Below are 23,093 nucleotides of genomic sequence, written 5' to 3'. Positions count from 1 at the left end.
ATGATTCAAATAAACAACCGAAGTATCGAGAAACATGGGTGAATTTCCAAAAAGTGAAATACTGGATGACATTTAATGAAGTTCATTCAGGCCTACATGCTTCGGTTTTGAACCAAGAGATGCTTAAACAAAGAGGTTCTGATGATTTCACAAATATGATTCAAGCTTGGCATAACCAAATCGTGGCAAGTAGCAAATTAGCAGAAATTGGGGAAATAAAAGAAGATTCTACAACTGGGGAAATGAGTAAACTCTATGGGGTTATTTGTATCGATTTATATTACCAAGGGAATGGTACATTGGATTGTTCGAAGAAAAACCATTTGATTGGTATAAAGAAGAATTGCGACAAATGGAGAAAATTTAGAAGAAAGTAGGGATATACCTTGAAACATATTTCCGTGTTGATCAAACCAGCTTCAGCGCTTTGTAATTTACGATGCAAGTATTGTTTTTATGCTAATGTCAGTTCATTACGTGAAGTACGTTCTTATGGAAAAATGAAAGCTGATGTTGCTGAACAAATGATTGCGAATATTTACAAAGATTTAGAAGATGGTGATGAGTTAACACTGGCGTTTCAAGGAGGAGAACCAACTTTAGCAGGGTTATCCTATTTTCAAAATATAACTGAGTTGATTGAAAAACAAGGTAGACGTGTGCATGTCCGTTATGCGATACAGACGAATGGTACAGTGATAAATGAGAAATGGTGTGTATTTTTTAAACAACATAATTTTTTAGTGGGGTTGTCAATTGATGGACATCCCCTCTATCATGACTTGAATCGAGTAGATCCTAGAGGTCGAGGAACGTTTCACCGTGTTCTTCAAACAAAAGAGCTGTTTGATCGTTACGAAATCGATTACAATGTACTTTGCGTATTAACTGATCCGTTGGCGAAAGAAGCGAAGAAAGTGTTTCACTTTCTTAAAGAACAACAGATTAGTTATGTTCAATTTATTCCGTGTCTGGATGATTTAGACGTATTGAAACGAAATAGCTATGCATTGACACCTAAGCGTTTTGCAAGTTTTTATCATCAAATCTTTCAATTATGGCTTGCTGAACTTCGGCAGGGGAATTACATAAGTATCAAGCTATTTGACGATATCTTGAATTTATTGGTTCGTCAACAAATAACAGCGTGTGGTATTTTAGGAAATTGTCAGGTGCAGTATGTTATTGAAGCTGATGGGAGTGTTTATCCTTGTGATTTTTATGTCTTGGATGAGTATCGTATGGGTTATATTCAAGAACAAACATTGCGGGAATTATTTTCGCAAAATGTTTCAAAAAAATTTCTTTGCGAAAGAGATCCTTTATCTGAAAAATGTCAAATCTGTCCCTTTATTAAAATGTGCCGCGGAGGCTGTAAGAGGATGAAAGATGCAATGTATGTAGATGAACGTGATTTTTGTGGTTATGCCTCTCTATTAAAAGAATTTGTTCCAAAAATAGATGAAATTTTAGGGATATTACAGGAGGTTTACGCATGATTGTTGGAATCATTTATTTTTTTGTGATTGTAACCGCCAATACGATCGGGGCTGTTTCTGGCATGGGTGGCGGAGTCTTAATCAAGCCGATTTTTGATTTTATCGGCGCGCACACAGTGGCGGCAATTTCGTTCTATTCGTCAGTTGCTGTTTTTACGATGTCAATTGTTTCGACAAGTCGCCAACTAATGAGTGGGCGGAAAATCAATTGGAAGATTGTTGTTTTGGTATCCACAGGTGCAGTACTAGGCGGAATTTTAGGCAATAGTACATTTGAATACTTCTTACGAATTTTTGCAAATGATGATGCCGTTCAGATGATTCAAATTATCCTAACGATAATTATGCTCTTATTTGCTTTTTTCTATACAACATACGATTGGAAAAACTTCCAATTAAGATACAGTTTTTGGTATTTATTTTGTGGTCTGATCTTAGGCTTTTTTGCTAGTCTTCTAGGCATTGGAGGCGGACCAATTAATGTTTCTTTACTAATGTTAATGTTCTCGGTTTCAATAAAAGAAGCAACGATGTACTCGATTTGTACAATTTTCTTCTCCCAACTCTCTAATCTAGTGACGATGGGGGTGTCTTCCGGTTTTGGCAATTTCGATCTAACTATATTGATATATATTGTGCCTGCTGCGATTATCGGTGGGATGTTAGGAGCGAAGTTAAGCAATGTGCTATCTGAGAAAAAAGTAACAACGGTGTTCCAATTAGTCATTATTTGTGTATTGTTGATTAATTGTTATAACGGTTTTCAGCTACTATAAGGAGTGACAAGAATGATAAAAATACCTGGTGGAAGTTATAACGTAGGAACAAATCACGTAGACGGTTTTGAAGCAGACCATGAAGGACCTCGTTTATCGGTTATAGTTCCAACCTTTTGGATGGATGAGACGACTGTAACGAACGCTGAATTTGCTAAATTTATTGAGGGAACAGGTTACGTAACTGAGGCTGAACGTTTTGGTTGGTCGTTTGTCTTTCACTATTTTTTGAGTGAACAAACACGGATGAAAAGTCAATTAGTTTCCAATATGGTATCGTGGTACGCTGTAGCTGGTGCTGATTGGCGTCATCCAGAAGGTCCAGATTCAACGATTGAAATGCGTATGGATCATCCTGTTGTACAAGTCTCTCGTAACGATGCGATTGCTTATTGTAAATGGGCGGGCAAACGTTTACCAAGTGAAATGGAATGGGAGATTGCAGCTAAAGGCGGGACAAATAATGAGCGGTATCCATGGGGCGATGAAGAATTTATCTTAGCTGGTAAACATCGAGCAAATATTTGGCAAGGGGATTTTCCACACACGAATACAAAAGACGATGGTTTCACGAATACAGCACCAGCCAAATGGTACGAGCCAAATGGACTAGGGATGTATCAAGCGATTGGAAATGTCTGGGAATGGTGTAGCAATCCAGCACGAGTTGATTTGAAAAAATTTCAAACAACAACGAGTGAAGAAATTTGGCAAGCATATCAACAAGTAGATGATAACTTTTACGCAACACGAGGAGGTTCTTTCCTCTGTCATTATTCTTACTGTAAAAGATATCGGATTGCAGCACGTAATGGGAATTCAGGTATGTCTGCTGCAAATAACTTAGGATTCCGTTGTGTAAAATAAGACGATGGCAGAAGTAATCAAATTCAAGAAACAAACTTAATAATCTACAATGATTCTTTTAGATTTTTGCAACTATTTAAGATATTTATGTAACTTAGTTTATTTGATTTTAGCATGTAGAATTAGAGTAAAATCACTAATCAAAAAATTCAATATAAGTTAGAGTTTTACTCTCTGGATGAAATACAAGCAAGCCTAACTAGTAATAACTAAAGAGAGATATTATAGAAGAGGAAGTAAAAATTTTAATACTCATGTTTTTCAAAAGAAAGCAATTAATTTTTCCAAACGAGAGTTAGAAAGTAGTCCACTCATTTCTTGCTATAAATCAGGATCATAGTTTCCATTATAATGGATAATTACCTGTTAAATGCATCTTGTTTCCATTATAATGGAAACAAAGAGGTGAGATTATGATTGTTAGAAAAAATTATTTAGAATTAATTATACCGTTTGTTGACACTGAACCGATCAAAGTGATGACAGGAGTTCGACGTTCAGGCAAATCCATTATGCTAGAGTTGATTCAAAACTATTTAAAGGCAAAAGGGGTAAAAGAAGAGCAATTTATTATTATTAATTTTGAAGAATTAATCTTTGAACCATATTTAGAATACCATGCACTAAATGACTATATAGAAAAAAAAATAGCTCAAACTAATTTGAAAACATACATTTTTTTAGATGAGATTCAAGAAGTTAATCATTTTGAAAAAGTGATAAATTCTTTGCGTGCAACTTATAAAAGTAGAGTAGATATTTATATTACAGGTTCCAATGCAAAACTGTTATCTGGTGAATTGTCTACTCTGATTAGTGGGCGATACGTTCAATTTGAAATTTATCCTTTTAAATTTTTAGAATATGTTGAAGGAAGGCGTAGTATTGGAGATAATAGGAGTGAAAATGATTTATTTCAATCTTATTTAGTTGAAGGTGGTATGCCCTTTCCAGTATTTCAAAATATACAATATCGGGATCGATTAAATTATTTAAGTGATGTTTATAATTCAATTATTTTGAAGGATATTATCGAAAGAGAAAATATCAGAGATCCTGAATTATTAAGAAGATTATTGAATTTTGTTTTAGGAAATGTTGGAAGAACTTTTTCAGCAAACTCGATAACAAAATATTTGAAAAATGTGGGTCTTAAAGTATCGCCAACGACAATTCTCAATTATTTAGGATTTGCTACTGATGCTTACGCAATCATTCCATTAAAAAGATATGACGTTCAAGGTAAAAAATTTTTGGCTTCTCAAGAAAAATATTATGTTGTAGACCATGGATTAAGACAAGCGATTATCGGTAGAAATGAAGAAGATCTTGAGCTTGTGCTAGAGAATATCGTATTGTTGGAATTGATGGCACGAGGCTATGAGGTGTCAGTTGGAAAAACGAATCAATACGAAATAGACTTCATTGCTGAACGCAAAACGGAAACAAAAATCGACCGTAAATATATTCAAGTTAGTTATTTATTAGCTTCCCCTGAAACACGTGAGCGAGAGTTTCGCCCCTTGAAGGAGATTGCCGATAATTATGACAAAATGGTTTTAACACTCGATCCATTTACAAGTGATGTCGATGGAATTGCGCATGTAAATTTGATACAGTGGTTATTGGATGATAACTACTGAGATCTAAATCAGTAGCAAGAAAGACAATCTTTGTATCAATAAGATATTAATAGGGACAATAGTTGCTTTTGTTTTGCAAATTATTTATTCCTATAAATTATTCCTAAAATATCAATCAGAATTTAAGAAGAAGCCGAAGCTGTGTTATAATAAAAACGAAAAAAGGAACTGCGTCAACAGCTCCCTTTTGACAGCACCGTTAAAACCGGTGACAGAATTATATTTTAATTTGAAATAGACGTCTCCCGGAAAAAAGTGACGGCTATTTCTTTTTGTCGTTTTTGTTGGTCAAGGTTAGGATGCCAAAGATCAGAGTTGCGGTAAATAAACTGAAACGAATCATTAGCTCTAGCGTTGATGCAATAGACAAAAGGCTTCTCCTTTCATAGATTTCAGTACTTATCTCCATAAAATCTGCTTAATAAAAAATCAGAATTGAAGAAGAAGCCGAAACTATGCTATAATAAAAACGAAAAAAGGAACTGCGTCAACAGCTCCCTTTTGACAGCACCGCTAAAAGCTAGTGGTAAGTGTAATAGTTAACTCAAAGAGAAGTAACCCTCGGCTCGCTAAAGTGACGGTTACTTCTCTTTGTCATTTTTCAGCATTGTAACAACCAAGCCAACTAAAGCGATGGTAAACATACAGAAAGCTAAAATTGTTTGGACTGTTTCATATGCGGACAAATAGGCTTCTCCTTTCATAGATTTCAGTACTTATCTCCATAAGCACCACCACCTTTTTCGAAGTCGCCACCGTCATTTCACTTTACTGTCTAAAAAAGTATAGCATATCGCCCTAGTTAGAGTCCTTGAACTTTGGATAATAACTAGGTTTTTTTATTTTTTTTCAAAAAAACTAAATTACAATTCTGCATTCAAAATCTCATTCGCGATCTCATCAGTTGTTATCAAATCAGTAATCAAATGATTGATACACGCATAGTAAATCCCTGACCACTTTTCTTTTTGATATGCAATGGCAATCACTTGTGGAATTTTCTTCAAATCTTCGATGCTGATACCGATCACATTGGTATTTGACAAGTGATTGACTTCTTTTCCTTGTTTATCGAAGAAGCGAGAATTGATATCACCAACGATATCCAGTTCAAGAAGCTCAGCGATATCTTTGTCTGTAATATAGCCCATGTCTTGCATCGTATTTCTGTGTTGTGGGGAAGAGATACTGACGATTGCCATATCGACATGTTTGGCTTCTTCCAACACTTCTTTGATGTTTTGATTGTTCTCCAGCACTTTTTTTGCAGAGGGATCATTGATCAAAGCGGGTGCATATAAATATTTAGATGAGCTTCGTGTTTTTTTCGCAAATTCATAACATAGATGATTCGAATGAACTTCAAAATTATCTGTACCCATTCCACCAATCAGGGGAATAAACACTTTATTTTGATAAGATTCAAATGGAAATTGTGAGACTAATGCTTGGATTGATTTCCCCCAAGACAGTCCAATCGAATGGACTGTCTCGATTTTATTTTTGATCGATAAGGCGGCTGTCTGACCGAGCAATTTTTTGATCTCAGAAGTAGATAAATTATTTGTATCGATAACAGTGGCTGATTTTAAACCAAATTTTTTTTCCAATTGATTTTCTAGATTGACGGAATAAACTTCTTCGCTATTGAAGAAGAATTCAATGAATCCTTGATTTCTGGCAGCAACTAACCATTTTGAAATCAAGGATCGAGAAACGCCCATTTTCTTTGATATTTCGACTTGTGTCAAACCTTCTTTGTAATAAAGGGTAGCAACTTTGATTAAGTTTCGTTCTTCAGATTTATTCATTTTTTTCTCCTTTGTGGTCACTGGATTCTTCGTAATATTACATCAATTTTATACCAAATAATTTAAAAATAAAAGAAAATACCATTTGACAAGAAATGTGTCACTTGGTATTATGAGTTCGAAGGTATCGAATGACACAAATCGTGTCTTTTGATATTAAAGAGCAAATTTTATCATAGGAGGAAGGTTATGGATTTTTTAGTAAAGCTTTCAGACGGTTTCATCGGGATGTTCCAAGCTGGAGCAGACACATTTATGGGGTTTCTGACTGGGATAGTGCCGCTTTTGATTACTTTGATCTTGTTTGTAAACGCTTTAATCAAGATCATCGGTGAAGACCGAGTATTTGGATTTATGCAAGTATGTACAAAATTCATGATTCTTAGATACACTTTGATTCCATTTTTAGCTTGTTTTTTCCTGACAAACCCGATGTGTTATACATTTGGTCGCTTTTTAAAGGAGGAACATAAAGCAGCGTATTATGATTCAACAGTTTCCATGTTACATCCGATCGTTGGACTCTTTCCTCATGCGAACTCAGCAGAGTTATTCGTTTTCCTGGGCGTCGCTTCTGGATATGCTCAAGTAGGAAATCAGAGCGAATTGGGCTTACGCTACCTCTTAGCGGGTTTTGTGATTATTTTGATTCGTGGGATTTTGACTGAAAGAATCGCCGCTGTATTAGCAAGTCGTGACAAGAAAAAAGCTGTGAATGCCTGAATGAAATAGGAGGAGAGCGAATGGGAAATAAAGTAATCGTTAATAAAGGAAATGGTGGCTGGGGTGGACCTTTGACCTTAGTTCCTGATCATAAAAAGAAATATATCATCAGTGTCACAGGTGGAGGCATCCATCCTGTAGCGGAAAAAATTGCAGAATTAACAGGAACGACCGCAGTTGACTCATTCAAAAATCCAGTTGAAAAAGAAGAAACACTTGCCGCTGTCATTGATTGTGGAGGAACCGCTCGATGTGGCACATATCCTCGCATGGGTATCCCAACAATCAACGTTAAATTGCAAGCGCCTTCGGGTCCGCTAGCTAAATTTATGACTGAAGATATCTTTGTATCAGGGACTACGGTGAATGATTTACAGCTAGTCGATGGTGAGTTGCCGGATGAAGCGATCCAAACTGCACCAACTACTTTAACTGAAGGCTTACAAGAGGAAAAGGCAGTCGATGAAACGGAAGCGCCTACTGCGGAAGCTTCGACAGATTCAACGAAAAGAAAAGGATTCCTCGGATTTATCGATATGATCGGGCGTGGGGCTGGGACATTTATCAATATCATGTACCAAGCAGGGCGTGAAACGATCGATACAGTGATGACGAATATTATTCCTTTCATGGCTTTTGTCGCTACCTTGATCGGGATCATCAATTACACTGGCATCGGAAATCTGATTGCTCGAGTCTTATCACCATTAGCTGGAAGTTTGATTGGTTTAGTTGTTTTAGGTCTGATCACGAGTTTGCCTTTTCTTTCACCACTACTCGCTCCAGGGGCAGTTATTGCATCTGTGATCGGCTTGCTGATCGGGACAGAAATTGCAAACGGTACCATACCGGCGCATTATGCTTTACCCGCTCTATTTGCTATCAACTCTCAAGTTGGCTGTGATTTCGCTCCAGTTGGTATGACTTTAGGAGAAGCAAATCCTGATACGATTTCTTCTGGCGTTCCTGCCATCTTATTTTCTCGCGTGATTACCGGTCCATTAGCAGTTGTAGTTGCTTACTTTATGTCGTTTGGACTATAAAAATAAAAATCGAGGTGGAAAGATGATTCCCAATAAAATAAAATTCGCATATTTAGCAGAAAAAGGAAATGCAAAAGTAACAGAAATTCCAATGCCAGAGTTATTAGATGATGAGATTTTGGTAAAGCAAGACGCATGCAATATTTGTACAACGGATTACCAACAGTGGCAAGGGTTAAGAGAACACCAAGGCTATCCAATGGCAGGAGGTCATGAAGGGGCAGGAACGATCGTAGCAAAAGGAAGTAAAGTCGGCGCAACGTTTGAAGTTGGAGATCGTGTGAGTGTGATCTATGATTACTGTGGCTATTGTGATGAATGTAAGCATGGAGAAGTCACTGGTTGTGAAAACATCAAGCAATTTGGCAAAAATTATTCCGATGAATTTTATGGGATCTTTGGATTTGCGAACTATTTTATCAGAAAAGCAAAAAGCTTTGTCAAGATGAGTCCGGATCTAGCGCCTTCAGAAGCAGCATTTGTTGAACCACTTTCCTCAGTGATCCAGAATATGAAAAAATTGAGAATCAAATCTGGTACAGATACCGTCGTTGTGATCGGCGGAGGGACAATGGGCTTACTCAACGCTGAAACAGCTCGTGCATTTGGTGCGAGAGTCATTGTTTCCGAGTTGATGGAAAAGAAAATTGAGATTGCTGAATCTATGGGATTTGAAGTGGTCAACCCTAAGAAAGAAGACCCTGTTCAACGAGTAAAAGAATTAACCAATGGGAAAGGTGCAGATATCGTGATCGTTGCAGTTGGGCTAACAATTGCTAACAATCAAGCACTAGAAATGGTCAAGCCAAAAGATGGGAAAATATCGATGTATGCAGCGGGGTACCCTGCGCCAGAAATGGATGTTGATCCAAACAAGGTCCATTATATGCGCCTAGAGTTGATTGGAACATATGGCTCTACATTAGAAGATTTTTACGATGCGGCACAAATGTTGAATACTGGCAGAGTCGATGTTTCAAAACTGGTGGAGACACACATCCCATTAGATGATATCCAAAAAGCTTTTGAGACAGCAAGCACACCAGGAAACTACCGAGTATCAGTCACGTTAGATTAATTCAAAAGGAGCGAGCAAGTGATGAAATGTTTGGCAATTGCAGATTTATTCATTGATAAAAAAATGATGGATGACGGTTTAGCGTTATTAAAGGAAAAAGGCATCGAAGTGGAAGTCAAAGAGTGGCAACATGCTGATTTGGAAGCCTTGCAAAAAGACAATATCACTTTGGAAAAACAAGGCAGTGAATCAGTAGATCTCCCGGACTATTTAATGGAAGGAATCGAAGCGTACGATTACTTGATCACGCAATTCGCTCCTGTAGGAAAAAAAGTCATTGATCAGGCAAAAAAATTAAAATTTGTTGGGGTATTACGTGCTGGTATTGAAAATGTCAATCGCGAATATGCGGAAGAAAAGGGAATCACCGTTTTCAACACGCCTGGACGTAGTGAGACAAGTGTTTCGGAATATACAGTAGGCTTGATGCTTTCTGAGATCCGTAATATTGCCAGAGCGGATGGGAAATTGCGTAATGGTGAATGGGAGAAACACTATCCAAACGGTGTTTTGACCCCTGAGTTGAAAGAATCTGTTGTCGGTTTGATCGGGTACGGGGCAATTGGTCAAAAAGTTGCGAACTTGATACGTCCATTTGGTGGGAAAATCATTTTCTTTGATGATTATTTCAAAGGAGAAACAGAGGATACTCAAGTTTCTCTAGACGAACTGATTGAACAAGCAGATATCATTTCGATGCACTATCGTTTGACGGAGCAAACAAAAAATATGATCAACAAAGAACATTTTAAAAAAATGAAAGACTCTGCGGTTATCATCAACAGTGCGAGATCAGGATTGATCAACGAGAATGATTTGATCGAAGCTTTGCAAACAAAAGAAATCACTGGAGCCGCAGTAGATGTGTTTGAGCAAGAGCCGTTGCCGGCTGATCATCCATACTTGGCTTTAGAAAATGTCACCATCACACCACATATTGCTGGATCGACAATTGGAAATTTTGCCAACTCACCGAAGATTTTAGCTAATCGCATGGTGAATGAATATCTTTAAAAGACAGGAGTGTGAGCTATGGGGGAAATTCGTTTAGTGCTGCTCGTCGTTATACTACTTGGTTTGAATGTTATGACTTCGATCAGACATTCTAATTACTACAAAAAGACAGTCAATCAGATCATTCAAAACAATTCAGAAGGATATTTCGGTATTGGTATGACGCAAAGTATATTCAAAAAAAGAAACATTGTGTTGATGGTCACCAGCCTTGATGGTGTGATAAAAGAGTGTCAAGTGATGTCTGGCTTAACGATCTTTGCAAAGTTCAAACCATTTGAAGAAGTAAATGGGCAAGCAATTACGGACATCCCTGAACACCTTCTGAACGGAAAATATGGAGAAGCACTCACACAAGCAATCGAGTTCATTGCAAGTGAAAGAAAATAAACTATTTTGGAGGAACAATAATGACGTTATATGGAAAGCTTTTACAAAGAGAAAAAGATGGTGCGCCAATCAAAGTGGGCGTCATTGGTGCAGGACAAATGGGGTTTGGAATGGTCTCACAAATCTCAACGATTCCTGGTATGATCGTTGGCGGAATCAGTGATATCAATCTGGACGCGGCAAAACGAGCAGCAGATGCATACAATGCGAGTGCAGAGCAGAAAATCAATATTCTGACCAGTACAGATTTCAAAGAAATCGTCAATTCCGATAATGTAGAAATTATTGTTGATGCCACTGGAGTACCGGAGGCTGGAGCCAAAATTGCTTTAGCAACATTGATTGCGAAAAAACACTTAGTTTTATTGAACGTGGAAATCGACATTACAGTCGGGCCATTGATGAAACAGCTTTATGATGCGGCTGGATTGATCTACACAGGATCAGATGGGGATGAGCCTGCAGCAACCGTTCAGATGTACGAATTTGCTAAGAGTATGGGGATGGAGGTATTAGTCGCAGGAAAAGGAAAAAACAATGCGCTGAAAGTAAACGCTAATCCTGATACAGCTCAAGCGGAAGCTGATGCAAAAGGAATGAACAGCCACATGTTGGCAGCCTTCCAAGACGGCACTAAAACGATGGCAGAAATGAATCTTCTTTCAAATGCGATCGGCTACTTACCAGACGTTGTGGGGATGCATGGGATTGCGGCTGATTTAGATGGCACTGTCGAGAAATTAGACTTGAAAGAAAATGGCGGGATCTTAAATAATTTTGGTGTGGTTGAGTATGTGGATGGCATTGCGCCAGGAATCTTCTGTATCGTTAAGGGACAAAATGAAGGCGTCCAGCATGAATTGAACTATCTAATGAAAAAAGGGGAGAGAGATCATCACCTCTTATACCGTCCGTATCATCTATGCAGTTTAGAAACACCATTGACGATTGCTCGAGCAGTCTTGGAAAACGATACAGCTATCGTGCCTATGGGCGCACCAATTTCTGAAACAGTTGCTGTAGCGAAGCGTGATATCAAAGCAGGTGAGAAAATTGATGGCATCGGTGGTTATTGTGTTCGAGGTGTACTTGAGACACATGCAGACATGAAGAAAAATGGCAATGTGCCAATCGGATTAGTCGGCGGTGGTTCAGTAGCAAAACGTGACATCAAAGATGGTGCGTTCTTGACAATGGACGATATCGAACTGGATGAATCGACAACAGTGTTCAAGATCCGTCGATTGCAGGACGAAACATTCGCGTAAGATTAGGAGGCTGACGATGCATAAAACGAAGATAACTCAGATTGGTCATATCGTTGAAGATTTTGCTGAAGAATTTTTATTGGTTCTTTTTGGACCTGAAGCACCACCTGAATTAAGAGATATTTGTGTGATCCATGAGAACGTGACAAAGCCAGAGAATGTGTTGAGAAAAAACGCTACGCTAAAAATTGGTCAAAATAAATATCGAATACTTGAAGTTGGCTCAGACGCGAATGCGAATTACGAATCACTAGGACATATCTCGGTTTATTTTAGAGAAACTGAAAATAATGAGATCCTTCCTGGAGCAATTTTAGTGGAGCCAAAAGTTTTTCCGACACTTGAATTAGGGGACGAGATCACTATAGAGTGACAATTGAAAAAGTAAATTTTGTTTGACTGATTGTTATGATATTTGATCAATGAAAAAAATGGTTGAAAAATATAATCAAGAATCACTCGAAGCTACAGTAAGCTTTGAGTGATTTTTTTGGTGTACATTAACCTGTTACGAGAGGGATTTAATGATGAAACTAAAATAACGATGATAAACTATCGGTTATTGCTTGAAGGAATAAATATTCGTGATTTCTGGATAATAAATCGATTATTCTCGATCACTTATTTGAAAAAAAATAGACCTTTCTTATCATTTTATTTCTAAAAAAAAGACGATACTTCAAATGTGGAGTGTTTTTCTATCATCTGGAAACATTATAATTTCCAATAGATACATTAAAAAAGAATGTTTATGGAAAAGTATTTTAACTGCGATGTAATCAGTAGCATATCGATAGTTTTTTATCCAAAGAATGTAAACGGATTTATTTAAATTGGAATCAAAGGAATGACATTAAACATAACAATATTTTAATATCAATCGTTGCTTTGTTTTCAAGGAAAGTAATATAAAAAAACTTTTTATTAAATATCAAATTATGCATAATAAATAAAAAACATAAAATTATAAAATGATTAGAGTTCTTTAATTTTAAGAGTTTATTAAATAGCTAAAAAATTCAATTTTAAATCAATTTATGAGATAATTAATATATAAATTAAAATAAGATTAGAATTAGGAAGGCGGATTATTATGGTTAAGTTGAACAAGAAAAAACTGATGGCAAGTGTGCTTTTAAGTTCGATGGTATTTGCGCAAACAGCGCCTACTATTGCAAGCGCTTTAGAAGAGAGTGATCCAAACAGGAAAACTGTGATTGAAGCAGAGTCAATAGATGAAAAAATAGAAAATAGTAACGATGAGACTTTGATTGATCAAGTGACACCCGACGAATTAGAGGTTCAGGAAGAAGCAAGTAATGTGGAAACCATTCCTGAAGACATTGACCAAGAAACAGTAGAGACAACCGAACAGCTGATTGAAGAGCAGCAGACATTGTTGGAAGAACTGGAAGAGCAAAATGAAACGGTGATTGAATCCTACTTTTCTGGAGCGGGTGATGGTTCGATCAGCGCACCATTCCAAATCACTACTGAAGCTGAATTACATGAAATGCGAAATGATTTAACGGCGCATTATCAATTGATGAATGATATCACACTCACTTCAGAGTGGATACCAGTTGGATATGGATTAACTTTAGCGACAAAATTCACTGGAAGTTTTACAGCTGAACCTGGGACAGTTATCCGTAATGTGAGAGTTAACTCTGGTGCGCAAGCTGGTGATGTGAGCAATCGAGGATTTTTTGGTGTAGTAGATGGCGCAACGATTTCAGGGATCACTTTGGAAAAGCCGCACATTGTGGGCGGGCTGAATGGGCTCAATACTGGAGGGTTGATTGGACAAATCAACGATCAATCTGGGAATCCAACAACCGTCACTGATTCTGCTATCAGTGGTGGAATTATCGAAGCGACTGGTGGGAGTGTTGGTGGGCTTGTTGGCTACATGGCGAATAGGGTCTCTGGTACTATGGTTCTTCGTTCTTCTTCTTCAGCAACGATCACAGTAAATGCGAATCCTAACATGTACCCTCAAGCAGTGGGCGGTTTGATCGGAATAAATGGGAATGTAGTAGAGGACAGTTATGCGACAGGCAATGTCACAGCAAACGCAACCAATACAGGTGGATTGATTGGTTTAAACAGTGTGGGGAATGTGAGTCGTTCATATGCCACAGGAAATGTCGATGGTCAAGGTAATAATAACATTGGTGGTTTGATCGGTGGGCAAGATTTCTATAGTACAGTAGTCGATTCCTATGCGACCGGGAATGTCACTGGGCGAGCGAATGTCGGTGGATTCATCGGAGCTATTGATTCTTACGCAATCGAAGTAGCACGCAACTATAGTACAGGAAACGTAGTTGGTACTAGTTATGTCGGCGGATTTGTCGGTAATGCTGGGTATTTGACAATCGAAAATAGCTTCGGAATGGGTGATGTAACGGGAGATGCCAATGTAGACCATTTTGGCTTAGGCGGTACGAATAGCAATAACTTCTACTATAATAATGCTGAAGTGCGCTCTCAAGGTATGCTAGTGACTGGACAAGTTACCCCAAACGTCATTGAGCCGTTAGATGTCATTGAATTGCGAACACAAAGTACCTATGAAGCGAATGGTTGGGATTTTGGTAGTACTTGGGTTTGGGATGCTGCATCAAATTATCCTAAGCTAGGGTTAGGTAGCGAAGTCGATACGTTACCGATCGATGCGTTAGGCGAAACGCTTCAAGTTCCGTATGGTGGAGCAGAAACAAGGATTCCGCTCATTGAGGCATTTTCTTTATTTGGTCGCGGCGGAAATCCAGAAGATTACCTTTTTGAAACAGATGCGGATGGGGTCAGTCTTTCAGATGATGGCGACTATTTGATTTTGGAGATCACGAGTATTGGTACCTATGAGATTACGGCTACACCAATCAGCCGTCTGACTGCGTTAGAACCTGGTCAGAATTGGAATAAAGCAATCGTTGAAGTCACTCCAAGCGAAATTGTTCTAGAAAAAGGAACGGTCTTTAGTCGTGCCTTTAATGGGACGACAGGAATCGATCATTTTGATGCGCCAACATTAAGTGGGCTAGCGCCAGGAGATGAAGTGACTTGGATAGAAGGAGACTTCCAGTATACGGATAGTGCTGCTGGCACAAATACGATTGAAGGAGCAAACTGGACACTTGATTGGGGAACGATCGACAACTCCAACTACGTTATTACAGGATTGCCCACTATTGGATCTGACGAGTACCTTGTCACCGATATTTTTGATATAGAAGCAATTACAAAAGCAAATGGTGCATTCTTGAAAATTGACGAAGAGCTAGCGGCACAAAACAATACCCATGAAGTGATCACGATTGCAGGAACAGCGCTTCTTCATCACGACGATACACCAGATACACCTGGTGAACAGTGGTACCATGACCATGCAGAGGAATTACTCCAAGATGTGACCTTCTTGATCTACGACACAGATCCACAAGCGAATCCATTGGCACGAGTGGTTGCTTATGCAGATGGGATAGCGGCAGTAGACGGCGCATTTGTAGGTTTAAGTGCCAACACCACGTATTGGATCACTGCAACTTCAGATGAGAGTGCGAACTTTAACGCAGGGGAAGAATCGGATCCAATCGTTCTTACTACGTCACTTTCAGGAGACAATGGAGGAAACAAAGATAATGGTGGAGATAACGGGGGCAATGGAGGTACCGGCGAAAATACCGGAAATACCGGAAACACCGGAAATACCGGAAACACTGGAAATAATATCAGCGCTCCTTCAGGCAACAACCAAACTGGGACGATTCCAAATGGTGGAAGTGTGAATACTTCTGGAAATGGTAATGGAAGTATTCCTACGAATGCTGCATCAGCCGGAAATAATAGCAGAAGTGGTAATTTACCGAAAACTGGTGAAGTAGCGAGTACATTCGCATTGCTTGGCTTTGGTGCGGTAGGCACAGCGTTAGCTAGTTGGCTGAAACGTAAGAAGAATTAAACGATAATATAAAGAATGAGATTGAGAGAATGGTGAGCAGATTCAAAAAATCTTCTTGTTGACCTATTTCTCAATCTCTTTTTTTATTTTCTGATGTATTTCGATCGATTTTTTTCTTATGTGTATCAGTTGAAAGGTTGGTATTTCCTAAAAATAAAATAACGAAATTCAGGTGTTAGATCATTTGTTGGAAGAATAAATATTCATGTCTATTGGATGGTATCTTAGTGTTAGACTCTCAGTGATATCAATAATATCAACGATCTGTCCAATCATTTAATTGTTTGTGGAATGGGTTGTTTGTTATTATTTTCTTGTTTTTTTTTGTTTTTGAAAAACATTATAACCATTATCAACTGGAATAATGGCAAAGGTTAATAAACAAGTATTTAGGAGTTGAGCGGTAAATGTGTTGCCGAGGATAGCTTCTGACTTATTTTTGTAAGCGGTTTTATTTAAGTGGATAATTGAGAGAGTCGAGTTAAATATAACAATGTTTTAATATCGCATGTTTTCCTATTTCCAAGTAACGAAAGGCTAAAATCTTTTCGATTAAATATTAACGATTACGTAATGAAATAAAAAACAAAAGGTTATAATATAATTAGAGTTATCTAATACAAAAAGCTTTTCAAACAGTAAAAAAATTCATTTAAAGAAAGTTTTATGAGATAATTTACATATAAATTAAAATATAATTAGAAAATAAGAGGTGGTTTTTTATGGTTAAGCTGAACAAGAAAAAACTGATTGCAAGTGTGCTGTTAAGTTCGATGGTGTTAGCACAAACAGCACCGACTTTTGCAAGCGTTTTAGAAGATATCGATCCAATCAATCACACAGTCACTGAAGCAGAGGAAACAATTGAAGAATTAGATGAAATGGAAAATCTTATCGATGAAATCATAGATGAAGAGGTGTCATCAAATGAACCAGATATTCTAGATGATGAGAGCAATATAGTGGTAGCGACTGAGAAAATCGAACAAGAAGTGCTAGCAGAGGATTTGCTACCTTCGTCTGACGAACTGGCAGAAACAAACTTGTCTGAAAGTGATGAAGTAGAAATACTGGTCGAAGAAATGCCTGAGTTGCAAGAAGAGAACGAAGACTTAGAAGAGGCTTCGATCAGTTCAAGATTTACCGGTGTAGGAGACGGAACAGCTGTCTCGCCTTATCAAATCACAAATGAAGAACAGCTGAATGCCATGCGTGACGATCTGACTGCGCATTATAGAATTATGAATGATATCACCTTAACGTCAGAGTGGATACCAGTCGGCTATTATTCTACATCGTATGATACTATAAATAGAAATTTTAGAGGTAGTTTGACGTCTGAACCTGGTGCTGTGATCAGGAATTTAACAATCAAATCTAATTCACCGGATACAGCAGCGACTCGAGGGTATAGAGGGCTTTTTGCAACAACTGATGGTGCGACGATTTCTGGAATCACTATCGAAAATCCAAATGTTATTGCGGGAGACGGTGCTGGAACAGGTGCGTTAATCGGACGTGTAATAGATTCGCCAAATGCTGTTACAATGGTGAGTGATACTAAGGTTATTGGTGGGAATATTGAGTCGACCGTACAGGGATATATTGGAGGGTTGATTGGTTACTCCGAATATAGTATTGTTTCTCGCTCCTCTTCCTCAGCTACTGTTACGTTAGCTGCAACAACAAGTGAAGGAACAGGTGGCTTGATTGGAGTAAGTGGTCGTGGTCAAATCATCGATAGCTATGCTACAGGGAATGTAACTAGTAACCGAGCACATACAGGAGGGTTGATTGGCTATAATCTTGGTGGAACGATCAAGCGTTCGTATGCAACCGGAGACGTAACTAGTGGTGGTGATTACACTGGCGGCCTTATTGGAGGAAATTCTTATACGGCATCTATCTATGATTCTTATGCTACAGGGAATGTACAAGGTAGTAGATATACTGGTGGATTAGTTGGAATGCTCGATACTGGGGTAATTGAAGTTGCACAAAGTTATAGTACAGGGAATGTCGTTGGGACAAACTACACAGGAGGCTTTGTAGGCAGAGTGTCTGGAGCATCAGTTAGGATCCGAAACAGTTTTGCAATGGGAGATGTGAGTGGAACTGGGAATGTCGATGTTTTTGGTATAGGCGGAACTATTGTCGATAATTACTACTATCATCTTGCGAAAGTTTTATACGGTGGAGTAGCCCCAGAACAACTACCGAATGATATGGGTAAACTTGAGCCTCTTGATGTCATCGAGTTACGTACGCAAACGACCTATATCGAGAATGTTTGGGATTTCAACTCCGTTTGGGTCTGGGATACAGAAACGAATTATCCTAAATTAGGATTAGGAACTGAGGTCGATACGTTACCAATCAATGCGATCGGTGAAACGATCCAGGTAACTTATGGTGGCTCAGAAACGCGCATTCCGTTAGCGGAAGTCTTCTCCTTGATTGGTCGAGGCGGCAATCCTGAAGATTTCCTTTTTGAATCGGATGGTGAAGCGATCAGTATTTCTGAAGACGGAAATGACTTGATCATGGCGATCGACAGTGTAGGAATTTACGAAATCACTGCGGTTCCTTTAAGTCGTTTAACGACATTAGAACCTGGACAAAATTGGGGGAAAGCAACGATTGAAGTAACGCCAGCTGAAATTACAGTAGAAAAAGGAAGAGTATTTGAACGTACTTTTAATGGAACAACGGAAGTTACTGATTTTGAGCTTCCAACGTTATCAGGGGTAGTCGAAAGCGATGAAATCGCTTGGCAGGAAGAGCTATTCCAATTTACTGATAGCATTGCGGGGACAAATACGATTACTGGTGATAATTGGCGAATCGATTGGGGAACCGTAAATCAAGAGAACTATGAAGTCGTTGGTGTATTAGCTGATGAAAGTGATAATTTCCAAGTGACCGACTTATTCGAGGTCGAAGGAATCGTCAAAGCAGCAGGGGCCTTTTTAAGAATCGACGAAGAATTAGCGGCACAAAACAACACCCATGAAGTGATTACGATTGCGGGTACTGCCCTTCTTCATCACGATGAGACACCAGATACACCTGGTGAACAGTGGTACCACGACCATGCAGAGGAGTTGCTTCAAGATGTGACCTTCTTGATTTACGATACAGATCCACAAGCGAATCCATTGGCACGAGTGGTTGCTTATGCAGATGGCGTAGCGGCAGTAGACGGGGCATTTGTAGGGTTAAGTGCGAATACCACGTATTGGATCACTGCGACTTCAGATGAGAGTACGAATTTTAGCTCAGGGGAAGAATCTGCCCCAATCATGCTTACTACATCACTTTCAGGAGATAATGGAGGAAACGGAGGAAATGGAGATAATGGTGGAGATAACGGAGGAACCGGTGGAAATACAGGAAACACAGGAAATAACATTGGCGCTCCTTCAGGAAGCAATCAAACTGGCAATAATCAGTCAGGGAACAATCAATCTGGAACTACCCCTACTCCAAATGGTGGAAGTGTAAATACTTCTGGAAGTGGTAACGGAAGTGTTCCTACGAATGCTGCATCAGCCGGAAGTAATGGCAGAAGTGGTAATTTACCGAAGACAGGCGAAGTAGCAAGTGCGTTTGCACTGCTTGGCTTTGGTGCTGTAGGTACAGCTCTAGCTAGTTGGTTGAAAGGTAAGAAAAATAATTAAACGATAATTTGAAAAGTGAGATTGAGATAATTATGCGTAGGCTCAAGAAGTAATCCTCAAATCCTTAAATCAGCTTTTTAGTTTTAGGTGTTGGACTATTTTTAGAAATTATGCATCCTTGTTTCAATCTCTTTTTTCGAGTAGTTTTCTGTTTTATTTCACTTGCCTCTCTTATTTTTATTAGGTGAATAATGATTTAAATCATAATTTGAAAGGTGGATTTTCTATGAGGAAGTTGAACAAGAAAAAACTGCTTGCAAGTGTACTTTTAAGTTCGATGATGTTAGCACAAACTGCACCGACATTTGCAAGTGTTTTAGATAGTGTCGATCCAATGAATCACCCAGTAGCTGAAAATGAGGAAACAGTCGAAGAGTTAGATGAAATAGAAAATCTTAAAGATGAAATCATGGATAATGAGGTTGAATCCAATGAGGTAGAGGCATTGGAAGATGCGAGCGATATCAGGGTAGAAACTGAGGAAAACGCAGAAGAACCATTTCCAGAAAAACCTTTATCTTTGTCTGATGAACCGGAAGAGGCAGACTTACCTGAGATGGATGAAGCAGAAACGTTTGCCGAACCAATAGCTGAGTCGCAAGAAGAGAACGAAGATTTGGAAGAAATTTCGGTCAGTTCAAGGTTTACGGGTGTAGGAGATGGAACAGCTGTTTCACCTTATCAAATAACGAATGAAGAACAGTTGAATGAAATGCGAGCGGATCTGACAGCGCATTATAGAATCATGAATGACATTACATTAACTTCAGCGTGGATTCCTGTCGGTTATTATTCTACGTCGTTTGACGCTGTAAATAGAAATTTTAGAGGCAGTTTGACCGCTGAACCTGGCACTGTGATCAGGAATTTAACGATTACGGCTAATTCGTCTGATACCGTGTCAGGGCAAGGCTATAGAGGTCTTTTTGCGACAACCGATGGGGCTACGATTTCTGGAATCACTATTGAAAATCCGCGAGTTGTGGCAGGAGATGGTGCTGGAACTGCGGCATTGATCGGACGTGTCAGAGATTCTACCGATTCTGTTACTAGAGTGAGTGATTCTAGGATTATTGGCGGAAGCATCGAATCAACGATGTATGGTTTTATTGGTGGTTTAATTGGTTACGCAGGAGCCAGTATTGTTTCTCGTTCCTCTTCTTCCGCTAGTATTAGGTTTAATTCAATCAGAAGTCAAGGAGTAGGTGGCTTGCTTGGCGTAAGTACTAGCGGGCAAATAATCGACAGTTATGCCACTGGAGATGTGACAAGTACCCAGGTGAATACAGGTGGTTTGATTGGTAACAATTCTGGTGGAAGGGTCACTCGCTCCTATGCGACAGGAAATGTCACTAGTAGTGGTGACTATACAGGTGGACTTATCGGTTTAAACGATTCTGATGCAGCTATCTACGATTCTTATGCCACCGGGAATGTAAACGGAAATGAAAATACAGGTGGGCTCGTGGGGATGATCGATAGTGGCGTTCTTGAGACGCAGCGAAGTTATAGTACAGGAAATGTTATCGGCACAAATTATACTGGGGGCTTCGTAGGTAGAGCTTTGGGAGCAACTACCATTCAAAATAGTTATTCAATGGGTGATGTTAGTGGAACTGGGAATGTTGATGTTTTTGGTGGTGGTGAAGGAAATAAGGTAAATAATTACTACTATCATCTTGCAAAAGTTTTAGACGGTGGGGCTGTTCCTGAACAACTACCAGATGATCTTGGTATACTTGAACCGGTTGATGTCATCGAGTTACGTACGCAAACGACCTATATCGAGAATGGCTGGGATTTCAACTCGGTTTGGCTCTGGGATACTGAAACAAACTATCCCAAGTTAGGATTAGGTAATGAAGTCGATACATTACCAATGAATGCGCTAGGAGAAACGATTCAAGTGACGTATAGTGGACCAGAAACGCGCATTCCATTGGCAAAAGTCTTCTCTTTGATTGGTCGAGGCGGCAATCCTGAAGATTTTCTTATTGAGTCGAGTGGCGGAGCAATCAGTATTTCCGAAGATGGCAATGACTTGATCATGGAGATTGACAGTGTGGGTGTTTATGAACTCACTGCGGTTCCGTTGAGACGTTTAACCACATTAGAACCCGGACAAAACTGGGGTAGGGCAACGATTGAAGTGACTCCAGCTGAAATCACTGTGGAAAAAGGCAGGGTATTTGAGCAAACGTTTAATGGAACAAGAGAAATCCTTGATTTTGAACGTCCAACGTTATCGGGTTTAATTGAAGGTGACGAAATCAATTGGCAGGAAGAGGTATTCCAGTTCACTGATCCTATTGCTGGAACGAATACGATCGAAGGGGATAGTTGGCAGATTGATTGGGGAACCGTGAATCAAGAAAACTATGAAGTCGTTGGTGTATCAGCAAATGAAAATGGTGAGTACCAAGTGACCGACTTATTCGAGGTCGAAGGAATCGTCAAAGCAGCAGGTGCCTTCTTAAGAATCGATGAAGAGTTAGCGGCACAAAACAACACCCATGAAGTGATTACGATTGCGGGTACTGCCCTTCTTCATCACGATGAGACACCAGATACACCTGGTGAACAGTGGTACCACGACCATGTAGAGGAGTTACTTCAAGATGTGACCTTCTTGATTTACGACACAGATCCACAAGCGAATCCATTGGCACGAGTGGTTGCTTATGCAGATGGCGTAGCGGCAGTAGACGGGGCATTTGTAGGGTTAAGTGTGAATACCACATATTGGATAACTGCAACTTCAGATGAGAGTGCGAACTTTAACGCAGGGGAAGAATCGGATCCAATCGTTCTTACTACGTCACTTTCAGGAGACAATGGAGGAAACGGAGATAATGGTGGAGATAACGGAGGCACTGGTGGAAATACAGGAAACACAGGAAATAACATTGGCGCTCCTTCAGGAAGCAATCAAACTGGCAATAATCAGTCAGGGAACAATCAGTCAGGGAACAATCAATCTGGAACTACCCCTACTCCAAATGGTGGAAGTGTAAATACTTCTGGAAGTGGTAACGGAAGTGTTCCTACGAATGCTGCATCAGCCGGAACTAATGGCAGAAGTGGTAATTTACCGAAGACAGGTGAAGTAGCAAGTGCGTTTGCACTGCTTGGCTTTGGTGCGGTAGGTACAGCTTTGGCTAGTTGGTTGAAAGGTAAGAAAAAAAATTAAACGATAATTTGAAGAATGAGATTGAGATAATGATAGGCAGATTCAATAAATATTCCTATGACCTTAAAATAGCTGTTTAGATTTTAAGTTTTGGACTATTTTTGAAAACTGACTGTGATTATCTCAATCTTTTTTAGTATTGTC

General features: G+C 39.1%; 18 protein-coding genes. 15 read left to right on the top strand and 3 right to left on the bottom strand.

Going from position 1 to position 23,093, the window contains the following annotated elements:
- Window positions 1-65: 65 nt before the first annotated feature.
- From IGL24_RS10785 to IGL24_RS10765, 5 genes are all read left to right on the top strand, one after another.
- Window positions 66-377, top strand: a complete 312-nt coding sequence (locus tag IGL24_RS10785; protein WP_207114694.1) for a hypothetical protein — start codon at window positions 66-68, stop codon at window positions 375-377.
- A 9-nt stretch (window positions 378-386) separates the two neighbouring features.
- Window positions 387-1,499, top strand: a complete 1,113-nt coding sequence (locus IGL24_RS10780) for a radical SAM/SPASM domain-containing protein (protein ID WP_207114695.1) — start codon at window positions 387-389, stop codon at window positions 1,497-1,499.
- On the top strand, window positions 1,499-2,275 hold the full coding sequence (locus tag IGL24_RS10775; protein WP_207114699.1) for a TSUP family transporter: 777 nt from the start codon (window positions 1,499-1,501) through the stop codon (window positions 2,273-2,275). Before IGL24_RS10780 ends, IGL24_RS10775 begins: the two co-directional genes overlap by 1 nt.
- A gap of 12 nt (window positions 2,276-2,287) precedes the next feature.
- Window positions 2,288-3,142, top strand: a complete 855-nt coding sequence (locus IGL24_RS10770; protein ID WP_207700017.1) for a formylglycine-generating enzyme family protein — start codon at window positions 2,288-2,290, stop codon at window positions 3,140-3,142.
- A gap of 413 nt (window positions 3,143-3,555) precedes the next feature.
- Window positions 3,556-4,785, top strand: a complete 1,230-nt coding sequence (locus IGL24_RS10765) for an ATP-binding protein (protein ID WP_207114697.1) — start codon at window positions 3,556-3,558, stop codon at window positions 4,783-4,785.
- Between the two features lie 262 nt (window positions 4,786-5,047).
- On the opposite strand, the gene IGL24_RS10760 is transcribed toward IGL24_RS10765, so the two are convergent.
- The 3 genes from IGL24_RS10760 to IGL24_RS10750 form a co-directional block, all read right to left on the bottom strand.
- Complete coding sequence (locus IGL24_RS10760) at window positions 5,048-5,194, bottom strand: putative holin-like toxin (protein WP_242543332.1); 147 nt, start codon at window positions 5,192-5,194, stop codon at window positions 5,048-5,050.
- Between the two features lie 172 nt (window positions 5,195-5,366).
- Window positions 5,367-5,489 (bottom strand): putative holin-like toxin, encoded by a 123-nt coding sequence (locus IGL24_RS10755; RefSeq protein ID WP_429966331.1) that lies wholly within the window; start codon window positions 5,487-5,489, stop codon window positions 5,367-5,369.
- Between the two features lie 159 nt (window positions 5,490-5,648).
- Window positions 5,649-6,596, bottom strand: coding sequence for a sugar-binding transcriptional regulator (locus tag IGL24_RS10750; protein WP_207116127.1), 948 nt, complete (start codon window positions 6,594-6,596; stop codon window positions 5,649-5,651).
- A gap of 189 nt (window positions 6,597-6,785) precedes the next feature.
- Between IGL24_RS10750 and srlA the strand changes: the two genes are divergently transcribed.
- From srlA to IGL24_RS10700, 10 genes are all read left to right on the top strand, one after another.
- Entirely contained in the window at window positions 6,786-7,319 is a 534-nt protein-coding gene (gene srlA / locus IGL24_RS10745; protein WP_206858672.1) for a PTS glucitol/sorbitol transporter subunit IIC, read from the top strand.
- Between the two features lie 20 nt (window positions 7,320-7,339).
- Window positions 7,340-8,362 carry a PTS glucitol/sorbitol transporter subunit IIB gene (srlE, locus tag IGL24_RS10740; RefSeq protein ID WP_207699459.1) on the top strand — a complete coding sequence of 341 codons (1,023 nt, stop codon included), beginning with the start codon at window positions 7,340-7,342 and terminating at the stop codon, window positions 8,360-8,362.
- A gap of 22 nt (window positions 8,363-8,384) precedes the next feature.
- Window positions 8,385-9,440 (top strand): zinc-dependent alcohol dehydrogenase, encoded by a 1,056-nt coding sequence (locus tag IGL24_RS10735; RefSeq protein ID WP_207699458.1) that lies wholly within the window; start codon window positions 8,385-8,387, stop codon window positions 9,438-9,440.
- A 21-nt stretch (window positions 9,441-9,461) separates the two neighbouring features.
- Window positions 9,462-10,454: a 2-hydroxyacid dehydrogenase gene (locus IGL24_RS10730; protein ID WP_242542694.1), complete on the top strand. Its 993-nt coding sequence runs from the start codon at window positions 9,462-9,464 to the stop codon at window positions 10,452-10,454.
- Window positions 10,455-10,472: 18 nt separating this feature from the next.
- Entirely contained in the window at window positions 10,473-10,844 is a 372-nt protein-coding gene (locus tag IGL24_RS10725) for a transcriptional regulator GutM (protein ID WP_207699457.1), read from the top strand.
- A gap of 20 nt (window positions 10,845-10,864) precedes the next feature.
- Window positions 10,865-12,112: an NAD(P)H-dependent oxidoreductase gene (locus tag IGL24_RS10720; protein ID WP_207699456.1), complete on the top strand. Its 1,248-nt coding sequence runs from the start codon at window positions 10,865-10,867 to the stop codon at window positions 12,110-12,112.
- A gap of 16 nt (window positions 12,113-12,128) precedes the next feature.
- Window positions 12,129-12,485 carry a PTS glucitol/sorbitol transporter subunit IIA gene (locus IGL24_RS10715; protein ID WP_207116114.1) on the top strand — a complete coding sequence of 119 codons (357 nt, stop codon included), beginning with the start codon at window positions 12,129-12,131 and terminating at the stop codon, window positions 12,483-12,485.
- A 720-nt stretch (window positions 12,486-13,205) separates the two neighbouring features.
- Complete coding sequence (locus IGL24_RS10710; protein ID WP_429966330.1) at window positions 13,206-16,079, top strand: GLUG motif-containing protein; 2,874 nt, start codon at window positions 13,206-13,208, stop codon at window positions 16,077-16,079.
- 722 nt (window positions 16,080-16,801) lie between these two features.
- A complete protein-coding gene (locus tag IGL24_RS10705) occupies window positions 16,802-19,759 on the top strand; it encodes a GLUG motif-containing protein (protein ID WP_207114851.1) in 2,958 nt (985 codons plus the stop codon).
- 226 nt (window positions 19,760-19,985) lie between these two features.
- Complete coding sequence (locus IGL24_RS10700; RefSeq protein WP_429968448.1) at window positions 19,986-22,949, top strand: GLUG motif-containing protein; 2,964 nt, start codon at window positions 19,986-19,988, stop codon at window positions 22,947-22,949.
- The last annotated feature ends 144 nt before the right edge of the window (window positions 22,950-23,093 follow it).

This window comes from Enterococcus sp. DIV2371 (genome assembly GCF_050498525.1).
Taxonomy (GTDB): domain Bacteria; phylum Bacillota; class Bacilli; order Lactobacillales; family Enterococcaceae; genus Enterococcus_B; species Enterococcus_B mangumiae.
This window is presented reverse-complemented; position numbering and strand designations above follow the sequence as displayed.